Consider the following 14,203-nt stretch of genomic DNA (forward strand, 5'->3'; position numbering starts at 1 on the left):
GGGCGCCGATCATCGGCCTCTATGACGCCGGCGGCGCGCGCATCCAGGAGGGCGTAGCCGCCTTGGCGGGCTATTCCTACGTGTTCCGCCGCAACGTCATCGCCTCGGGCGTGATCCCGCAGATCTCCGTCATCATGGGCCCCTGCGCCGGCGGCGACGTCTATTCGCCCGCGATGACCGACTTCATCTTCATGGTGAAGAACACCAGCTACATGTTCGTCACCGGCCCCGACGTGGTGAAGACCGTCACCAACGAGGTGGTGACCGCCGAAGAGCTCGGCGGCGCCTCGGTGCACGCGACGCGCTCCTCGATCGCAGACGGCGCCTTCGAGAACGACGTCGATGCGCTGTTGCAGATGCGCCGGCTGATCGACTTCCTGCCGTCGAACAATTCCGACGGCGTGCCGGAATGGCCGAGCTTCGATTCGATCGAGCGCGTCGACAATTCGCTCGATACCCTGATCCCCGACAATCCGAACAAGCCGTACGACATGAAGGAGTTGATCCTCAAGGTCGTCGACGAGGGCGACTTCTTCGAGATCTCGGAGACGTTTGCCAAGAACATCATCACCGGCTTCGGCCGCATCGCGGGCCGCACCGTCGGCTTCGTCGCCAACCAGCCGATGGTGCTGGCCGGCGTGCTCGACAGCGACGCCTCGCGCAAGGCCGCGCGCTTCGTGCGCTTCTGTGACGCCTTCAACATCCCGATCGTCACCTTCGTCGACGTGCCGGGCTTCCTGCCGGGCACCGCGCAGGAATATGGCGGCCTGATCAAGCACGGCGCCAAACTGCTGTTCGCCTATTCGCAGTGCACGGTGCCGCTCGTCACCATCATCACCCGCAAGGCCTATGGCGGCGCCTTCGACGTCATGGCGTCGAAGGAAATCGGCGCCGACATGAACTACGCCTGGCCGACCGCCCAGATCGCGGTGATGGGCGCCAAGGGCGCGGTGGAGATCATCTTCCGCAGCGACATCGGCGACCCCGACAAGATCGCCGCGCGCACCAAGGAATATGAAGACCGCTTCCTGTCCCCCTTCATCGCCGCGGAGCGCGGCTATATCGACGACGTCATCATGCCGCACTCGACGCGGCGGCGGATCGCACGCGCGCTGGCGATGTTGAAGGACAAGAAGGTGGAGATCCCGGCGAAGAAGCACGACAATTTGCCGTTGTAGATGTCGTAGGGTGGGTGAGGCGACTTGTCCGCTGTAGCTCGAAGAGCGAAGGCTGAAGCGTAACCCACTATCATCGTCCCGCGATCCGCGGCGAGTTACGGCTGCGCCTAATCCCCCCTGCAGGTTCGAAGTGATGACCGAAGACGATTCGACCGACGACATCTCAGAGATCGAGGCCCGTATCGAGGAGCTTGCCGAGAGCGCCGAGCGCTCCCGCAGGATCATTCTGGGCTCGAAGGCCGCGATCGCCGGCGGGTTCGCCTTGCTGCTGATCACGGTGCTCGGCCTGTCCGGAGCCGGTCAGACCGCAGCTCTCGGATCGATCGCGCTGGTGCTCGGCGGCATCGTGTCGTACGGATCGAATGTCAGCACGTTGCGGCAGACCGAGGCGGCGATCAGTGAGGCCGAGGCGCGCCGTTCGGAATTGATCGGCCGGATCGGCCTTCGCCTGGTGCATGATGCGCCGTTGAAGCTGATGTGAGGGCACTGTCGTAGGGCCGCTCCATCATCCGCCACATGTCGCCCCGCATGTCGCTTCGCTCATGCGGGCTACGGACCGGGCCAGATCCCACCCACCGCTGTCATCGCCCGGCCTGTGCGCAATTGCGCACATGGACCGGGCGATCCAGTACGCCGCGGCCTATCGGCTCAAGCACTGCTGTCTCTGGAATACTGGATCGCCCGGTCGAGCCGGGCGATGGCACCGATGACCGGACTAAGTGAGCCAACCTAGCCCGGCGCCAGCGGCACGTAGTCGTATTCGCCGACGCCTTGCAGGATCAGAAAGGTCAGCGACGTCGTGCCGGCGTTAGTGACGAGGTGCGGACGGGTCGGCCGCACAGCGTAGACTTCGCCCGGATTCAGATTCACTTCCTCCTTCGGCTCTTGCAGGAACAGGCGCATCTGGCCTTCCAGCACGTAGAAGGTGTCGGAGATGTTGCTGTGGGTATGCCACGGCACCTTCTGGGTCGGCGAGAGCTGCAGCTCCTGGATGCGGAATCCGGGGCGGGCGGCGTGCTGGGCGCGGCGCTCGACTTCGTAGAGGTGGCTGGCGTCCTTGATCGGTTGTCCCTGCTTCATGGCGGCCTCCCTGATGTCGCTGCTCCCCGGGGTACGGGAGAGGCGGATGCTAGTCCTGTTCGGCGGCTTGCGAAACCATCTGCGCGGCGTCGCCGTTTGAAATGTGAATCGGTATCTATCCCAACGTCGTCCCGGCGAAGGCCGGGACCCATTAGCCCAGATGCCGATTGTTTTACAGCGCTGGGGCTACAGCTTTGCTTCGACAACACAACCCTGTGGTTATGGGTCCCGGCTTTCGCCGGGACGACGGGGGGAGAGAGCGTGCGCTACTTTATCCCCATACAGTTCGCATAGAATGTCGTGGTCGCCGGCCAGTCGGAGAACATCGCGCGGACGCCGACCTGCTTTGCCAGCACGTCGAGCACGGCCAGCGTGTCGCCGTCGCGGTCGATCGCTGGTTTCACCGACTGGTGATAGAACGCGCCGCCCTTGTGCAGCGGGCCGTCGCGCTCCAGCGACCAGCCGATCAGCTCGAGGCCGGCGGCCTTCGCGGCCTTGGCATAGGCGGACGGAACGATCTCGCCCGCCTCGTTCAGCGTCAGCATGGCATAGATCGGCGGGCCGAGAATCGCGACGCCGGACGCCTTCAATTCCGCCATCGAGGGCTTCCAGGTCTCCGGCTTGTTCGGGTCGAGGCCTTGCTTCTCGTAGCGCTCCTCGAGATAGACCGCCTGCTTGGCAAAGTCCGGCTCGCTCTTCACCCAGTACAAAATGTCCTTCAGATTGAAGCTCTGCGCGAACACGTCGCTGGCGGGGATGCCGGCGTTCTTGTAGGCGGCGAGCATCTGACTCGCGTAGGCTTCCTGGGTGTAGTCGCCGTCGAACGGCATCGTCACTTCCGGTGCCTTCAGCTCCGGCGTGAATTTGGCGCCGAGGCTCTTGATCAGCGCGATGCTCTCGTCATGGGTCATCAGCGTGCCTGATGCGGCGTACAGGTCGGTGCGCCAGCGCGGCGTGCCGTTCTGGAATTCCTCCGGCGTCTTCGCGGCCGGATTGAAGCCGTCCATCTTCGCGGTCAGCCGCTTGAACTCGGCGAGCGTGATGTCCGACGTGCAGCATTTGGCCGAGGCCTTCTTGCCGGTGGCGGGATCCGCTGGGTTGAAGGGCTGCGTGCACTTTGCAGCGAAATCGGGCACGGTGAGGATGTTGGTCGTGGTGTGCAGGTCGCATTGCGAATGGCGGCAGACCAGCTGACGGTCTTTTGTGAATGTGACGTCGCATTCGATCACGCCGGCGCCCATCCGCGCGGCGGCGAGATAGGATTCCCGGCTGTGCTCGGGGAATTGCAGCGCGGCGCCGCGATGGCCGATCGAGAAATTCGATCTGTGGAACGGGCCGGTGCACTGGCTGAGCTGCCGCTTCAACGGCCCGTCCTTCATCTTGTCGACGAGGTAGAACGGCCGCGGCCCGAGCTGCGCCTCGCGCGGCAGCGCGATGTCCTCGGCCGCGGCGGGCAGGGCGATCAGCGTCGCGAGCATCGCGAGCAGGGCGGCGCGGCAGCGGACGGGCATGGGTGATCCTCCGGATCGGGCGTTGTCTGCGGCCGGTATATCATGGAGCATGTGACGGACGCGTGAGCCGCGCGACGTGAATGACAAGTCAGAACGAGGAGAAGCCGATGCCCGCAGCCTATTTCGTCGTCCGCGCCACCGTTGCCGATGCCGCGAAGCGCGCCGCCTTCGATGCCTGGTACTCGCGCGTGCATCTGCCCGATGCGATGAAATCCTTCGGCGCCGAGCGCGCATGGCGATGCTGGAGCCTGAGCGATCCGTCGCTGCACCAGGCGACCTATCAGTTCGCCGATCAGGCGGCGCTGGAGCGCGCGATGAACAGCGATCATCTGAAGCGGCTGGTCGCCGACTTCAACCGCGACTGGCCGGAGGTGACGCGGACGCGCGACCTCTTGGTGCTGGCGGAGGAGGCGACGGCGTGAGGTACGGGCCGAGGCGCGGCGGTTCAGCCGGCGTTCATGTCGCCGCGGCGAGACTTGCCGGGCATCACGTCCAACCTCGAAGAGGAAACACATGGAGCGCCGGGATTTTCTGAAGATCGCGTTCGGTGCCGCCGCGGGCGTCGCGGCCTTTGCGGCAGCTGCCAAGGCCGCGCCGCTCGCGCCGCATCCCCTCAATGAAGATATGAGATCGCCGGCCGGCGCGGATGCTCATCCGGCGGTGACGACGAGCGAGGAGGCCGGCCGCCTCAAGCCGGAACAGGTGCGCTGGCATCATCATCACGGGCGCTGGGGCCACCGGCACTGGCACCGCCGTCATTGGGGCTGGCGCCGCCGCCATTGGCGCCGGCACTGGCGCCGCCGCTATTGGTGAGGCACATCCAGCCGTACTTGCCGCAAAGAAAAACCCCGCCGAGGCGGGGTTTTGTTGGCGTGATCTGTCGAGGGATCAGATCGGACGGCAGCGGCCATAGCGCCAGGCCATGCCATAGGGGCATCCGCGCCCGCGCGGCACCACCACAACAGGGGGCCGGACGACGACCGGGGGCCTCACCACGACGGGGCCCGGCGCGACCACGACCGGGCCGCGGTTCCTGACGCAACCGCCATACGGGCCGCGATGCCAGCCGGGGCCGCAACCACCGGCTGCTTCCGCTGCGCTCATGCCGGCGAATGCGGTCGAGAGCAAAACTGCCGCTGCAAAAAGATACTTCATGTCTTCTCCTGGAATTTGGGCCGCGCTGCGGCACCGCAACAAACATTCACTTACCGATTCGCCCGGCGGGATCATTGCAGAAGCCGCGCCCTCTGTCGCCGACCATATCGCGCCGGGCTGAATGCGACATGAACATGGCGCTGCGTGCGTCAGCGCGATGCAAGACAGGAAAGCAACCGCTCGTCATATTTCGTTCGTGATGGCAAAGGACGCGGATGTGCGCCACAAGGCAGACGAAGCGCGTACCGCTACGCGTCTGCCCCGAACAGCGCGGCAAATCGCTTCTCGCCGTTGCGGGTAAAATTGACCACGCGGCTGCCCGGCGTCGCGTCGCGCGCGGCCCATTTCAATTCCGTGAAGCGGCTCATCAGCGCGGCGCCGAGCGTGCCGGCGAGGTGATGGCGCCGCTCGCTCCAGTCGAGGCAGGCCTTGCACACCGGGCGGCGCGGATGCGTCAGCGCATCGGCATCGATCTGCAACTCCTCGGCCATGAAGCGCTTGCCGTCGCCGGTCAGCTCGATCGTCTGCTTGGTTTGGCGGATCAGCCGCTGCCGCTTCATGCTGTCGAGCATCTGTACGCCGAGATCGCCGGCCAGATGGTCGTAGCAGATGCGGGCGCGGCGCAGCGCCGGATCCTTCGGGCCGGTGCGCACGCGCATGTGGCCGGCGCGGGCGGCGATGCCCTGCAGGCCCTCGAGCACGCCGGCGACGTCAGGGTCGGTGAGGCGGTAGTAGCGGTGGCGGCCCTGCTTCTCCGGCTCGATCAGCCCGCCGGCTTCGAGCTTGGCGAGATGCGAGCTCGCGGTCTGCGGCGTGATGCCGGCCTCCTGCGCCAGCTCGCTCGCGGTCAGCGCGCGGCCGTTCATCAGCGCGGTCAGCATGTTGCAACGGGCGGGATCGCCGACCAGGGCGGCGACGCGGGAAATGTCGGGGCCAGCTTTCATAGTTCGATGATAGCCGAAGCATCGACGCCGGGCAAGCGGCTAATCTCCCACAACGTCGTCATGGCTCGCAATGACGGTGAAAGGAGGAACCGCCAATGACCATCACCGTCTTCATCCGCTATCAGCTCGATCCGTTCAAGCGCGCGATGTTCGAGCAGTACGCGAAGAACTGGCTCTCGATCATCCCGCGCTGCGGCGGCGATCTGCTCGGCTACTGGATGCCGCATGAGGGCACCAACAACGTTGCCTTCGCGCTGATCTCGTTCGAGAGCCTTGCCGCCTATGAAGCCTATCGCGCGCGGCTGCGCCAGGACAGCGAGGGCATGGCGAACTTCAACTTCGCGGAAGAAAACCGCTTCATCCTGGCGGAGGAACGCACATTTCTGCGCAAGGTCGAGCTATAGTCGCTCGATGACGACATCTCTTGGAGGGAACCATGATCGCTGTGATCTTCGAAGTCTGGCCGAAGCCGGACCAGCGGCAACATTATTTCGACCTCGCTGCGGAGCTGAAGCCGATCCTGCAGGAGATCGACGGCTTCATCTCGGTAGAGCGGTTCGAGAGCATCACCGAGAAGGGCAAGTTCGTGTCGCTGTCGTTCTTCCGCGACGAGGCCGCGGTCGAAGCGTGGCGCAACACCATCGAGCATCGCCGCACCCAGGCCAAGGGGCGCGCGACGATCTTCGAGAATTATCGCCTGCGCGTCGCGAGCGTGATCCGGGATTACGGTCTGAACGAACGCAGTGAGGCGCCGAAGGACAGCCGCGCGGTTCACGCCGAGCACTAGCGCGGCGATGCGCGCATCCCCATCTCTGCGCCGCCAACCAAACTCCGGGAGAGATCGATGCTGCCAACTGCTGACAAACGCGCCACCTTCAAGAAGCTGCACGAGAGCGGATGCTTCATCATTCCGAACCCGTTCGATGTCGGGACCGCAGTCGCGCTGCAGCACCTCGGCTTCAAGGCGCTGGCCTCATCCAGCGCGGGCTTTGCCTGGACCCTCGGCAAGGCCGACAACCGCGTCACCATCGATGACGTCTGCAATCATCTGACCGCGGTGTGCGCGGCGGTCGATATTCCCGTCAACGCGGATTATGAGGGCGGCTTTGCCGTCGAGCCCGAGCAGGTCGCGGTCAATGTCACGCGCGGTGCGAAGACCGGCGTTGCCGGGCTCTCGATCGAGGACTCCACCGGCGACGCGGCCAATCCGCTGTTCGAGCACAAGCTCGCGGTCGAGCGCATCAAGGCGGCGCGCAAGGCGATCGACGCCGACAACAGTGGCGTGCTGCTCACGGGCCGCTGCGAAGCCTATTTTTGGGGGAAGCAGGATCTGAAGCTCGTGATCGAGCGGCTGCAAGCCTATTCCGAAGCCGGCGCCGACGTGCTGTACGCGCCCGGCATCAAGACGAAAGAGGACATTTCCGCCGTCGTAAAGGCGGTCGCTCCCAAGCCGGTCAACCTCTTGATCGCCTGGCCTGGTCTGTCGCTGCAGGAGGCCGCCGATCTCGGCGTACGCCGGATCAGCGTCGGCGGCGGGCTGGCGGTGATGGCCTGGGCCGGTGTCATGAAGGCGGCGAAGGAGATGGCCGACAAGGGCACCTTCAACGAATTCGCCAACGGCTATCCCGGCGGCGAGCTCAACAAGATGTTCAAGTAGCCGGCACCAAGAAGCAGCGGGCCCATTGCGGCCCGCTGCGCTGTCGTGCGAACGGCGTAGACTTACTTGGACTTGTCGCCGGTCGAATCCGACGGCGCCGCCGAGCGGTCGATCTCTTGACCGGTCGGCTTGTTGGCCGGCGGGGACGCAGGCTGCGCAGGCGCCGCGCCCGTGGTCGTGCCCGGCTCGCTGTTGGCCTTCGGCGTCACGTCGCGCATGCCCGGAGGCGCCCCGGCCGGATTGGCCGGCTGGGTCTGCGCGGTCTGGCTCGACGGCGTCGTCGTCGCCTGGTTCACCGACGTGTTGTTCAATCCATAAAACAACGCGCCCAGCACCACGGCGATAGCAACTGCGAACATCGCGATCTTGGTGCCGCTGGCCGGGCCCTCCTGGAGCTCCGGATCCGGCTGCAACTCGTTGTCGAGACTGTTGAAGCGCGCCTGACGGCGGATCTCGTCATCGCTCATGTTGGCGCGATACGGATCATCAGGTTGGATAGCCATTTCAAAGTTCCTCCGTTAGCACCGGAAAGCTAAACGCAGCAGGACAATGGCTGGCGCGGGAGGATGTTCCGAGCCAAGGTTGCAACCTGTTCATGATGGAACCAGCGATTCGCGGGTTCCAAGCCGGTTTCACGAGGTCATTTCCAATGTGGACCCTGCCGCCCACCGATTCGGTGCTGCACGTGCTCTCGTTCATCGCGGTCGCGGCGCAGTCGATGACGGCGGCGCTGGCGGCGGGCAAGCGCAGCATGGATTGGGCCGGCGTCTGCATGCTCGGCGCCATCACCGCGCTCGGCGGCGGCACCATCCGCGACGTGCTGCTGGGGCATTATCCGCTGCTCTGGGTCGCGCATCCGATCTATCTTGCGATCGCAGGAGCGGCGGCGCTGGTCACCATCGCGCTGGCGCGGCTGGTGGTCAGGCTCAATCTCGCCTTCCTGGTGCTCGATGCGATCGGCCTCGTCGTGTTCACGATGGCCGGCTGCGATGTGGCCAGCCAAAGCGGTGCTTCGCTGCCGATCGTGATCGTTTGCGGCATGATCACCGGCTGCGCAGGCGGCGTGCTGCGCGACATCCTCTGCAACGAGGTGCCGCTCTTGTTCCGCAGCGAGCTCTACGCCAGCGTTTCCGTCGTCACCGGGCTGTTCTACGTGACCGCATTCGGTCTCGAGCTCAACGACACGCTCTGGACCGTGCTGACCTTCGCGGTCGGCCTGACATTCCGTTTGCTCGCGATCCGCTACAAATGGGAGATGCCGAAATTCGTCTTCGGCGGCGAGCAGCGCTGAGCGCTATTTGGTCCGCCGTGCCTTGGCGACCTGGTCCGCGGTGACGGCCGGCGCCGCATTGCCCCAGGAGTTGCGGATGTAGGTCGCGACGTCGGCGATCTCCTGATCGCTCAGCTTCGCGTAAGCCGGCATCGAGCCGGTGTTCGGCGCCCGTGGCGTGGTGACGGTCTGTGCGCCGTCGAGGATGATGCGCAGCGTGCTCGCCGGATTGGCCGATTGCAGATTGGCATTGCCGGGCAGCGGCGGATAGATCCGCGGCGCGCCGGTGCCGTGGAGCTCATGGCAGGCGACGCAGGCGCCGCGATAGATCCGCTCGCCGTCGCTGATCTGCGCAGCCAAGGGCGGGGTGACCTCGGGCTCGGGCATACCGGCCGGCAGGCTCTTCAGGTAGACCGCGATGGCGCGCACGTCGGCGTCGCTCATCTTCGACGTCGAATTCACCACCACTTCGGACATCAACGGACCGGCATGGCTGCGCCCGTTGCGGCCGCTCTGCAGATACTCGACGATGTCGTCGGCGCCCCACGATTTCAGCCCGCTGCGGGGAGCGGCATCGAGCCGTGGCGCGAACATGCCGTCGACCATGCTGCCGCCGAAGGCTTGGTCGCGCTTGTCGGCACCGAAGGCGTTCTTCGGTGTATGGCAGGCGCCGCAATGGGCGAGGCCCTCGACCAGGTAGCGGCCGCGATTCCATTCCGGGCTCTTGCCCTGGTCCGGCTGGATGATGCCCGGGGTGAAGAACAGGTAATTCCAGGCCCGCATCAGCACGCGATAGTTCAGCGGCCAGCGCAGCTGCGGCGGCGGCGCCTTGTTCGCGACAGGTGCGAGCGTCGCGAGATAGGCGCGGATCGCCAGCATGTCGCCGCGGATCAGCCTGGTGAAGTAAGGGTAGGGGAAGGCAGGGTAGTAGTGCGTGCCATCAGGCGAGACGCCGCTGCGCAGCGCGCGGACGAAATCCTCGTCGCTCCAGCCGCCGATGCCGGTATCGCGGTCGGGCGTCAGGTTCGGCGAGAACACCGCGCCGAACGGCGTCTCGATCCGCTTGCCGCCGGCAAACGGCTTGGCCGGATCGGCGGTGTGGCAGCTCGCGCAATCGCCCGCGATCGTCAGCGCCTTGCCGCGCGCGATCACGTCCTCGGACGACTCAGCCGCGCATGCGCGGGACGCGAACGCAGCGCACAACAGCAGTCCTGCCAGTGTCACGACCGCTGCTCGCCGCATCCTTTCATCCTCCGGTCGGCAAGGACGCGTCACGCCGTTTCGCCGCAGGCCGGTCCTGCGACAGAAACCGAAACCGCGCTCCGATATTCCCGGCACGAAATTGCGATTTTCGTGGGCCGGGCTTGATGGCTCAGAATTGTGCTGCGCGGGCCGGAAAATCCGACATAGACTGGTTCTAACAAGCTCGGATGACTAGCTAAAAAGCGTAGTCGCGACCAACGAACAGAGGGCTAAATGGGCATCAACCAGGGTCCTATCAGTCTCGATCAGAAATACACCCAAGGCAGCGGCCACGTTTTCCTGACCGGCATTCAGGCGCTGGTCCGCCTGCCCATGGCGCAGATCAGGCGCGACCGGGCCGCAGGCCTCAACACCGCGGGCTTTGTTTCCGGCTACCGCGGTTCCCCGCTCGGCGGGTATGACCAGCAGCTGTTCGCGGCGCGCAAGCATCTCGAGCAATACAACGTCAAATTTCAGCCGGGGGTGAACGAGGACCTCGCGGCCACCGCAATCTGGGGTTCGCAGCAGCTCGGCCTCTCGCCCGGCGCCAAATACGACGGCGTGGTCGGCATCTGGTACGGCAAAGGCCCCGGCGTCGACCGCTGCGGCGACGTGTTCCGCCACGGCAATGCCGCCGGCTCCGCCAAGCATGGCGGCGTGCTCTGCCTTGCGGGCGACGACCACGGCGCAAAGTCCTCCACCGTCCCGCATCAGTCCGACCACGCCTTTATCTCCGCGCTGATGCCCTACCTCTACCCCTCCAGCATCCATGAAATGATCGAGATGGGCCTCCTGGGTATCGCGATGTCGCGCTACTCCGGCTGCTGGGTCGGCATGAAGGTGATCACCGAGACGGTCGAGACCACGGCCGAGATCGACCTCACCGACGAGATGACGCCGTTCGTGATCCCGACTGATTTCGAGCTGCCGCCGGGTGGCCTCAACATCCGCTGGCCCGACGACCGCTTCGAGCAGGACCGCCGCTTGCAGGACTACAAGGGCTTTGCCGCGATTGCCTTTGCCCGTGCCAACAAGGTCAACCGCATCACCATGGATTCGCCGAACGCGCGTTACGGCATCATGGCCTCGGGGAAGAGCTACGAGGACATTCGCCAGGCGCTGCGCGAGCTCGGCATCACGCCCGAGATCGCCGCCAAGATCGGCATCCGCCTCTACAAGATCGGCATGCCCTGGCCGCTGGAGCCGGAAGGGGTGCGCAATTTCGCGGTCGGACTCGAGGAGATCTTCATCGTCGAGGAGCGCCGCGAGATCGTCGAGAACCAGGTCAAGCAGGAGCTGTTCAACTGGCGCGACGACGTTCGTCCGCGCATCGTCGGCAAGATGGACGACCACGACAAGCGCTTCCTGACCTTCGCCGCCGAGCTCAGCGTGGCCTCGCTGGCCAGCTCACTGACCGAGCGGCTGCTGCGGCTCAATCTCAATCCTGAAATCGCCGAGATGCTGCGTGCGAAAGCCGACTGGTTCAACGGCCGGCAGTCGACGCAGATGCAGGCGACCGCGCCGGTCAGCCGCACGCCGTATTTCTGCTCGGGCTGTCCGCACAACACCTCGACCAAGGTGCCGGAAGGCAGCCGCGCGCTGGCCGGCATCGGCTGCCATTTCATGGCGCTGTGGATGAACCGCTCGACCGAGACCTTCACCCATATGGGCGGCGAGGGCGTGCCGTGGGTCGGCGTCGCGCCGTTCACCAACGAGAACCACATCTTCGCCAATCTCGGCGACGGCACCTATTTCCACTCCGGCATTCTCGCCATCCGCCAGGCGGTCGCCTCCAAGGCCAACATCACCTACAAGATCCTCTATAACGACGCGGTCGCGATGACCGGCGGCCAGCGCCATGACGGCGATCTGTCCCCGCAGCAGATCACCCACCAGCTTCACGCCGAAGGCATCCGCGAGATCTATCTGGTCTCGGAAAACCCCGATGCTTATCCGTCGGATACAATCGCGCCCGGCGTGAAACTCTACCATCGCGACGAGCTCGAAAACGTCATGAAGATGTGCCGCGATACCAAGGGCACGTCGGCAATCGTGTTCGTGCAGACCTGCGCTGCCGAAAAACGCCGCCGCCGCAAGCGCGGCCTGATGGAGGACCCGCCGCGCCGCGTGCTGATCAATCCGGCGGTCTGCGAGGGCTGCGGCGATTGCTCGGTGCAGTCGAACTGCATCTCGGTCGAGCCGCTGGAGACCGAGCTCGGCCGCAAGCGCACCATCAACCAGTCGACCTGCAACAAGGACTATTCCTGCGTAAAGGGCTTTTGTCCGTCCTTCGTCACGGTCGACGGCGGCAAGCTGCGGCAGCGGGCACCGGCCGCGCTTGGCGATATCGGCGACTTGCCGGAGCCGGCCTCGAAGCCGGCGCTCGACCGGCCCTACAACATCGCGGTCGGCGGCGTCGGCGGCACCGGCGTGCTGACGATCGGCGCGCTGCTCGGCATGGCCGCGCATATCGAGGGCAAGGCCTCCATGATCCTCGACATGTCCGGCCTCGCGCAAAAGGGCGGGGCGGTGCTGAGCCACGTCCGGCTCTCCGAGCATACCGCCGACGTCACCTGCTCGCGCATCGTGACAGGCACCGCCGATCTCGTGCTTGCGGCCGATGAGGTGGTGGCGGTCTCCAAGGACACCATCACGCTCTGCGATGCCAGCCGTACCGTCGGCATCATCAACAGCCACGTGATTCCGACCGCGGATTTCATCCTCAACCGCGACTTCAACTTCCAGACCCGCAAGGTCAACAGCGTGCTGGAGACCGAGCTGCGCAAGGACTCCACCTTCTTCGACTTCACCAAGCCGGCCGAGGTGCTGCTCGGCGACTCCATCGCCACCAACATGATGATGATGGGATTTGCCTATCAGCGCGGCCTGTTGCCGCTGTCGGCCGAGGCGATCGAAAAGGCGATCGAGGTCAACGGCGTCTCGATCAAGATGAACACCGAGGCGTTTCGGCTCGGGCGACTCGCCGCGGTCGATCCGGCGCGGCTGGCCGCAATGATGAAGGGGCAAGACGACGATGTCGCCCCGCCGAGGACGCTGGATGCGATGTCGCTCGACGAAATCATCACCCATCGCATGGCGCTGCTGACTGACTATCAGAGCTCGCGCCTGGCAAAACGCTATCGCAAGCTGGTCGACCAGGTGCGCGAGGCCGCCGACAAGGGCGGCTATGGCGAGGCGCTGCCGCGCGCGGTTGCGATCAACTACGCCAAGCTGCTGGCCTACAAGGACGAATACGAGGTGGCGCGGCTGTTCACCGACGGCCGTTTCGAGAAGCAGCTGCGCGACCAGTTCGAGGGCGATTTCAAATTCAACTTCAATCTCGCACCGCCGATCCTCGGCGGCGGGCTCGACGCACAGGGCCGGCCGAAGAAGCGGGCGTTCGGCTCGTGGATGATGTCGGTCTTCAAGGTGCTGGCGAAATTCCGCGTCCTGCGCGGCACGCCGTTCGACATCTTCGGCTACACCGCTGACCGCAAGCTCGAACGCGATCTGATCGCGGGCTACGAGAAGGATGTCGCGACGGTGCTGAACCTGCTGTCGCCGCTCAACCACGACATCGCAGTCGAACTGCTGTCGCTGCCGGATCGCATCCGCGGCTACGGCCCGGTGAAGGAGAAGGCGATCGCAGAGGCCAAGGTTCGCTACGCGCAACTCGCCGCCGACCTCGCCAACCCGCCGCCCGCGCCGCGGCAATTAGCGGCGGAGTAGGACGGATGGCAGCGCGCGTTTGCGATGGTGGGTAGCGAATGGACGTGACCAAGAGAGTCGTTACGCAGATGCCGCTCACTGAGCTCTGGAATGAAGACGGTCCATTGGATGTGGATCGCGTTGAGAATGTAGGGGCGGCAGAAGTCGTGGGGCTCCTGCGGAATGGCGCAACCTTCGTGGTTGCCGATATCGGGTTGCCCCTTTGGTGGATTTCTGAGGACGATCGCTTCGCCTTTTGGAAAGACGAGGTGAAGCCTCGGTTGGTCGCTTCAGACGCGAATAGCTTTCGCCTCGAAGATTACCCTGGCAATTACTGCTACGTCGCAACAATTTGGACGTCCCCGTTGCTTGGATCAATGATCGTTCTGGAAAAGCATCACTAGTTCACTTGATCCGTGGCCATCGTCCCCACGAGGGAACGACGGCCAAGGAAGGTG

The 14,203-nt window shown here is 64.9% G+C and carries 16 protein-coding genes; 10 read left to right on the plus strand and 6 right to left on the minus strand.

Annotated features, from left to right (window positions below; genetic code table 11):
- Together J6500_RS28830 and J6500_RS28835 are read left to right on the plus strand one after the other, a co-directional pair.
- On the plus strand, positions 1-1,178 hold a 1,178-nt coding region (locus tag J6500_RS28830), incomplete at its 5' end, for an acyl-CoA carboxylase subunit beta (protein WP_225716092.1).
- Positions 1,179-1,311: 133 nt separating this feature from the next.
- On the plus strand, positions 1,312-1,659 hold the full coding sequence (locus J6500_RS28835; RefSeq protein ID WP_225716093.1) for a hypothetical protein: 348 nt from the start codon (positions 1,312-1,314) through the stop codon (positions 1,657-1,659).
- 248 nt (positions 1,660-1,907) lie between these two features.
- Here the strand turns inward: J6500_RS28835 and J6500_RS28840 are convergent, their stop codons facing one another.
- A complete protein-coding gene (locus J6500_RS28840) occupies positions 1,908-2,258 on the minus strand; it encodes a cupin domain-containing protein (protein ID WP_225716094.1) in 351 nt (116 codons plus the stop codon).
- 266 nt (positions 2,259-2,524) lie between these two features.
- On the minus strand, positions 2,525-3,769 hold the full coding sequence (locus J6500_RS28845) for a glycerophosphodiester phosphodiesterase family protein (RefSeq protein ID WP_376707873.1): 1,245 nt from the start codon (positions 3,767-3,769) through the stop codon (positions 2,525-2,527).
- Between the two features lie 107 nt (positions 3,770-3,876).
- On the opposite strand from J6500_RS28845, the gene J6500_RS28850 reads away from it, so the two are divergent.
- Complete coding sequence (locus J6500_RS28850; protein WP_225716129.1) at positions 3,877-4,191, plus strand: hypothetical protein; 315 nt, start codon at positions 3,877-3,879, stop codon at positions 4,189-4,191.
- A gap of 91 nt (positions 4,192-4,282) precedes the next feature.
- The gene (locus J6500_RS28855; protein ID WP_225716095.1) at positions 4,283-4,582 is read left to right on the plus strand and encodes a twin-arginine translocation signal domain-containing protein; all 300 of its coding nucleotides are present in this window, start codon (positions 4,283-4,285) and stop codon (positions 4,580-4,582) included.
- Between the two features lie 75 nt (positions 4,583-4,657).
- Here J6500_RS28855 and J6500_RS28860 read toward each other — a convergent pair whose 3' ends face one another.
- Positions 4,658-4,924: a GCG_CRPN prefix-to-repeats domain-containing protein gene (locus tag J6500_RS28860; RefSeq protein ID WP_225716096.1), complete on the minus strand. Its 267-nt coding sequence runs from the start codon at positions 4,922-4,924 to the stop codon at positions 4,658-4,660.
- Positions 4,925-5,172: 248 nt separating this feature from the next.
- Positions 5,173-5,868, minus strand: a complete 696-nt coding sequence (locus J6500_RS28865; protein ID WP_225716097.1) for an ArsR/SmtB family transcription factor — start codon at positions 5,866-5,868, stop codon at positions 5,173-5,175.
- 95 nt (positions 5,869-5,963) lie between these two features.
- On the opposite strand from J6500_RS28865, the gene J6500_RS28870 reads away from it, so the two are divergent.
- Genes J6500_RS28870 through J6500_RS28880 form a run of 3 tightly spaced genes read left to right on the plus strand, consistent with a single transcriptional unit; the run spans position 5,964 to position 7,525 of the window.
- Entirely contained in the window at positions 5,964-6,272 is a 309-nt protein-coding gene (locus J6500_RS28870) for an NIPSNAP family protein (RefSeq protein WP_225716098.1), read from the plus strand.
- Positions 6,273-6,304: 32 nt separating this feature from the next.
- Complete coding sequence (locus J6500_RS28875) at positions 6,305-6,655, plus strand: antibiotic biosynthesis monooxygenase family protein (RefSeq protein ID WP_225716099.1); 351 nt, start codon at positions 6,305-6,307, stop codon at positions 6,653-6,655.
- Positions 6,656-6,712: 57 nt separating this feature from the next.
- Entirely contained in the window at positions 6,713-7,525 is an 813-nt protein-coding gene (locus J6500_RS28880) for an isocitrate lyase/PEP mutase family protein (RefSeq protein ID WP_225716100.1), read from the plus strand.
- Between the two features lie 62 nt (positions 7,526-7,587).
- On the opposite strand, the gene J6500_RS28885 is transcribed toward J6500_RS28880, so the two are convergent.
- Positions 7,588-8,028 carry a hypothetical protein gene (locus J6500_RS28885; protein ID WP_225716101.1) on the minus strand — a complete coding sequence of 147 codons (441 nt, stop codon included), beginning with the start codon at positions 8,026-8,028 and terminating at the stop codon, positions 7,588-7,590.
- A 146-nt stretch (positions 8,029-8,174) separates the two neighbouring features.
- On the opposite strand from J6500_RS28885, the gene J6500_RS28890 reads away from it, so the two are divergent.
- On the plus strand, positions 8,175-8,816 hold the full coding sequence (locus J6500_RS28890; RefSeq protein WP_225716102.1) for a trimeric intracellular cation channel family protein: 642 nt from the start codon (positions 8,175-8,177) through the stop codon (positions 8,814-8,816).
- 3 nt (positions 8,817-8,819) lie between these two features.
- Here J6500_RS28890 and J6500_RS28895 read toward each other — a convergent pair whose 3' ends face one another.
- Positions 8,820-10,037 carry a cytochrome c gene (locus J6500_RS28895; RefSeq protein ID WP_225716103.1) on the minus strand — a complete coding sequence of 406 codons (1,218 nt, stop codon included), beginning with the start codon at positions 10,035-10,037 and terminating at the stop codon, positions 8,820-8,822.
- Between the two features lie 234 nt (positions 10,038-10,271).
- On the opposite strand from J6500_RS28895, the gene J6500_RS28900 reads away from it, so the two are divergent.
- Positions 10,272-13,766, plus strand: coding sequence for an indolepyruvate ferredoxin oxidoreductase family protein (locus J6500_RS28900; RefSeq protein ID WP_225716104.1), 3,495 nt, complete (start codon positions 10,272-10,274; stop codon positions 13,764-13,766).
- A 38-nt stretch (positions 13,767-13,804) separates the two neighbouring features.
- Entirely contained in the window at positions 13,805-14,149 is a 345-nt protein-coding gene (locus J6500_RS28905; RefSeq protein WP_225716105.1) for a hypothetical protein, read from the plus strand.
- Positions 14,150-14,203 lie beyond the last annotated feature (54 nt).

It is taken from the genome of Bradyrhizobium semiaridum (assembly GCF_020329505.1).
In the GTDB taxonomy this organism is placed as follows: domain Bacteria; phylum Pseudomonadota; class Alphaproteobacteria; order Rhizobiales; family Xanthobacteraceae; genus Bradyrhizobium; species Bradyrhizobium semiaridum.

Bases quoted from the DNA above. Each gene is read 5' to 3' on its own strand.
- J6500_RS28835 (WP_225716093.1), top strand. From the start codon at position 1,312: ATGACCGAAGACGATTCGACCGACGACATCTCAGAGATCGAGGCCCGT.
- J6500_RS28840 (WP_225716094.1), bottom strand. From the start codon at position 2,258: ATGAAGCAGGGACAACCGATCAAGGACGCCAGCCACCTCTACGAAGTC.
- J6500_RS28845 (WP_376707873.1), bottom strand. From the start codon at position 3,769: ATGCCCGTCCGCTGCCGCGCCGCCCTGCTCGCGATGCTCGCGACGCTG.
- J6500_RS28850 (WP_225716129.1), top strand. From the start codon at position 3,877: ATGCCCGCAGCCTATTTCGTCGTCCGCGCCACCGTTGCCGATGCCGCG.
- J6500_RS28855 (WP_225716095.1), top strand. From the start codon at position 4,283: ATGGAGCGCCGGGATTTTCTGAAGATCGCGTTCGGTGCCGCCGCGGGC.
- J6500_RS28860 (WP_225716096.1), bottom strand. From the start codon at position 4,924: ATGAAGTATCTTTTTGCAGCGGCAGTTTTGCTCTCGACCGCATTCGCC.
- J6500_RS28865 (WP_225716097.1), bottom strand. From the start codon at position 5,868: ATGAAAGCTGGCCCCGACATTTCCCGCGTCGCCGCCCTGGTCGGCGAT.
- J6500_RS28870 (WP_225716098.1), top strand. From the start codon at position 5,964: ATGACCATCACCGTCTTCATCCGCTATCAGCTCGATCCGTTCAAGCGC.
- J6500_RS28875 (WP_225716099.1), top strand. From the start codon at position 6,305: ATGATCGCTGTGATCTTCGAAGTCTGGCCGAAGCCGGACCAGCGGCAA.
- J6500_RS28880 (WP_225716100.1), top strand. From the start codon at position 6,713: ATGCTGCCAACTGCTGACAAACGCGCCACCTTCAAGAAGCTGCACGAG.
- J6500_RS28885 (WP_225716101.1), bottom strand. From the start codon at position 8,028: ATGGCTATCCAACCTGATGATCCGTATCGCGCCAACATGAGCGATGAC.
- J6500_RS28890 (WP_225716102.1), top strand. From the start codon at position 8,175: ATGTGGACCCTGCCGCCCACCGATTCGGTGCTGCACGTGCTCTCGTTC.
- J6500_RS28895 (WP_225716103.1), bottom strand. From the start codon at position 10,037: ATGCGGCGAGCAGCGGTCGTGACACTGGCAGGACTGCTGTTGTGCGCT.
- J6500_RS28900 (WP_225716104.1), top strand. From the start codon at position 10,272: ATGGGCATCAACCAGGGTCCTATCAGTCTCGATCAGAAATACACCCAA.
- J6500_RS28905 (WP_225716105.1), top strand. From the start codon at position 13,805: ATGGACGTGACCAAGAGAGTCGTTACGCAGATGCCGCTCACTGAGCTC.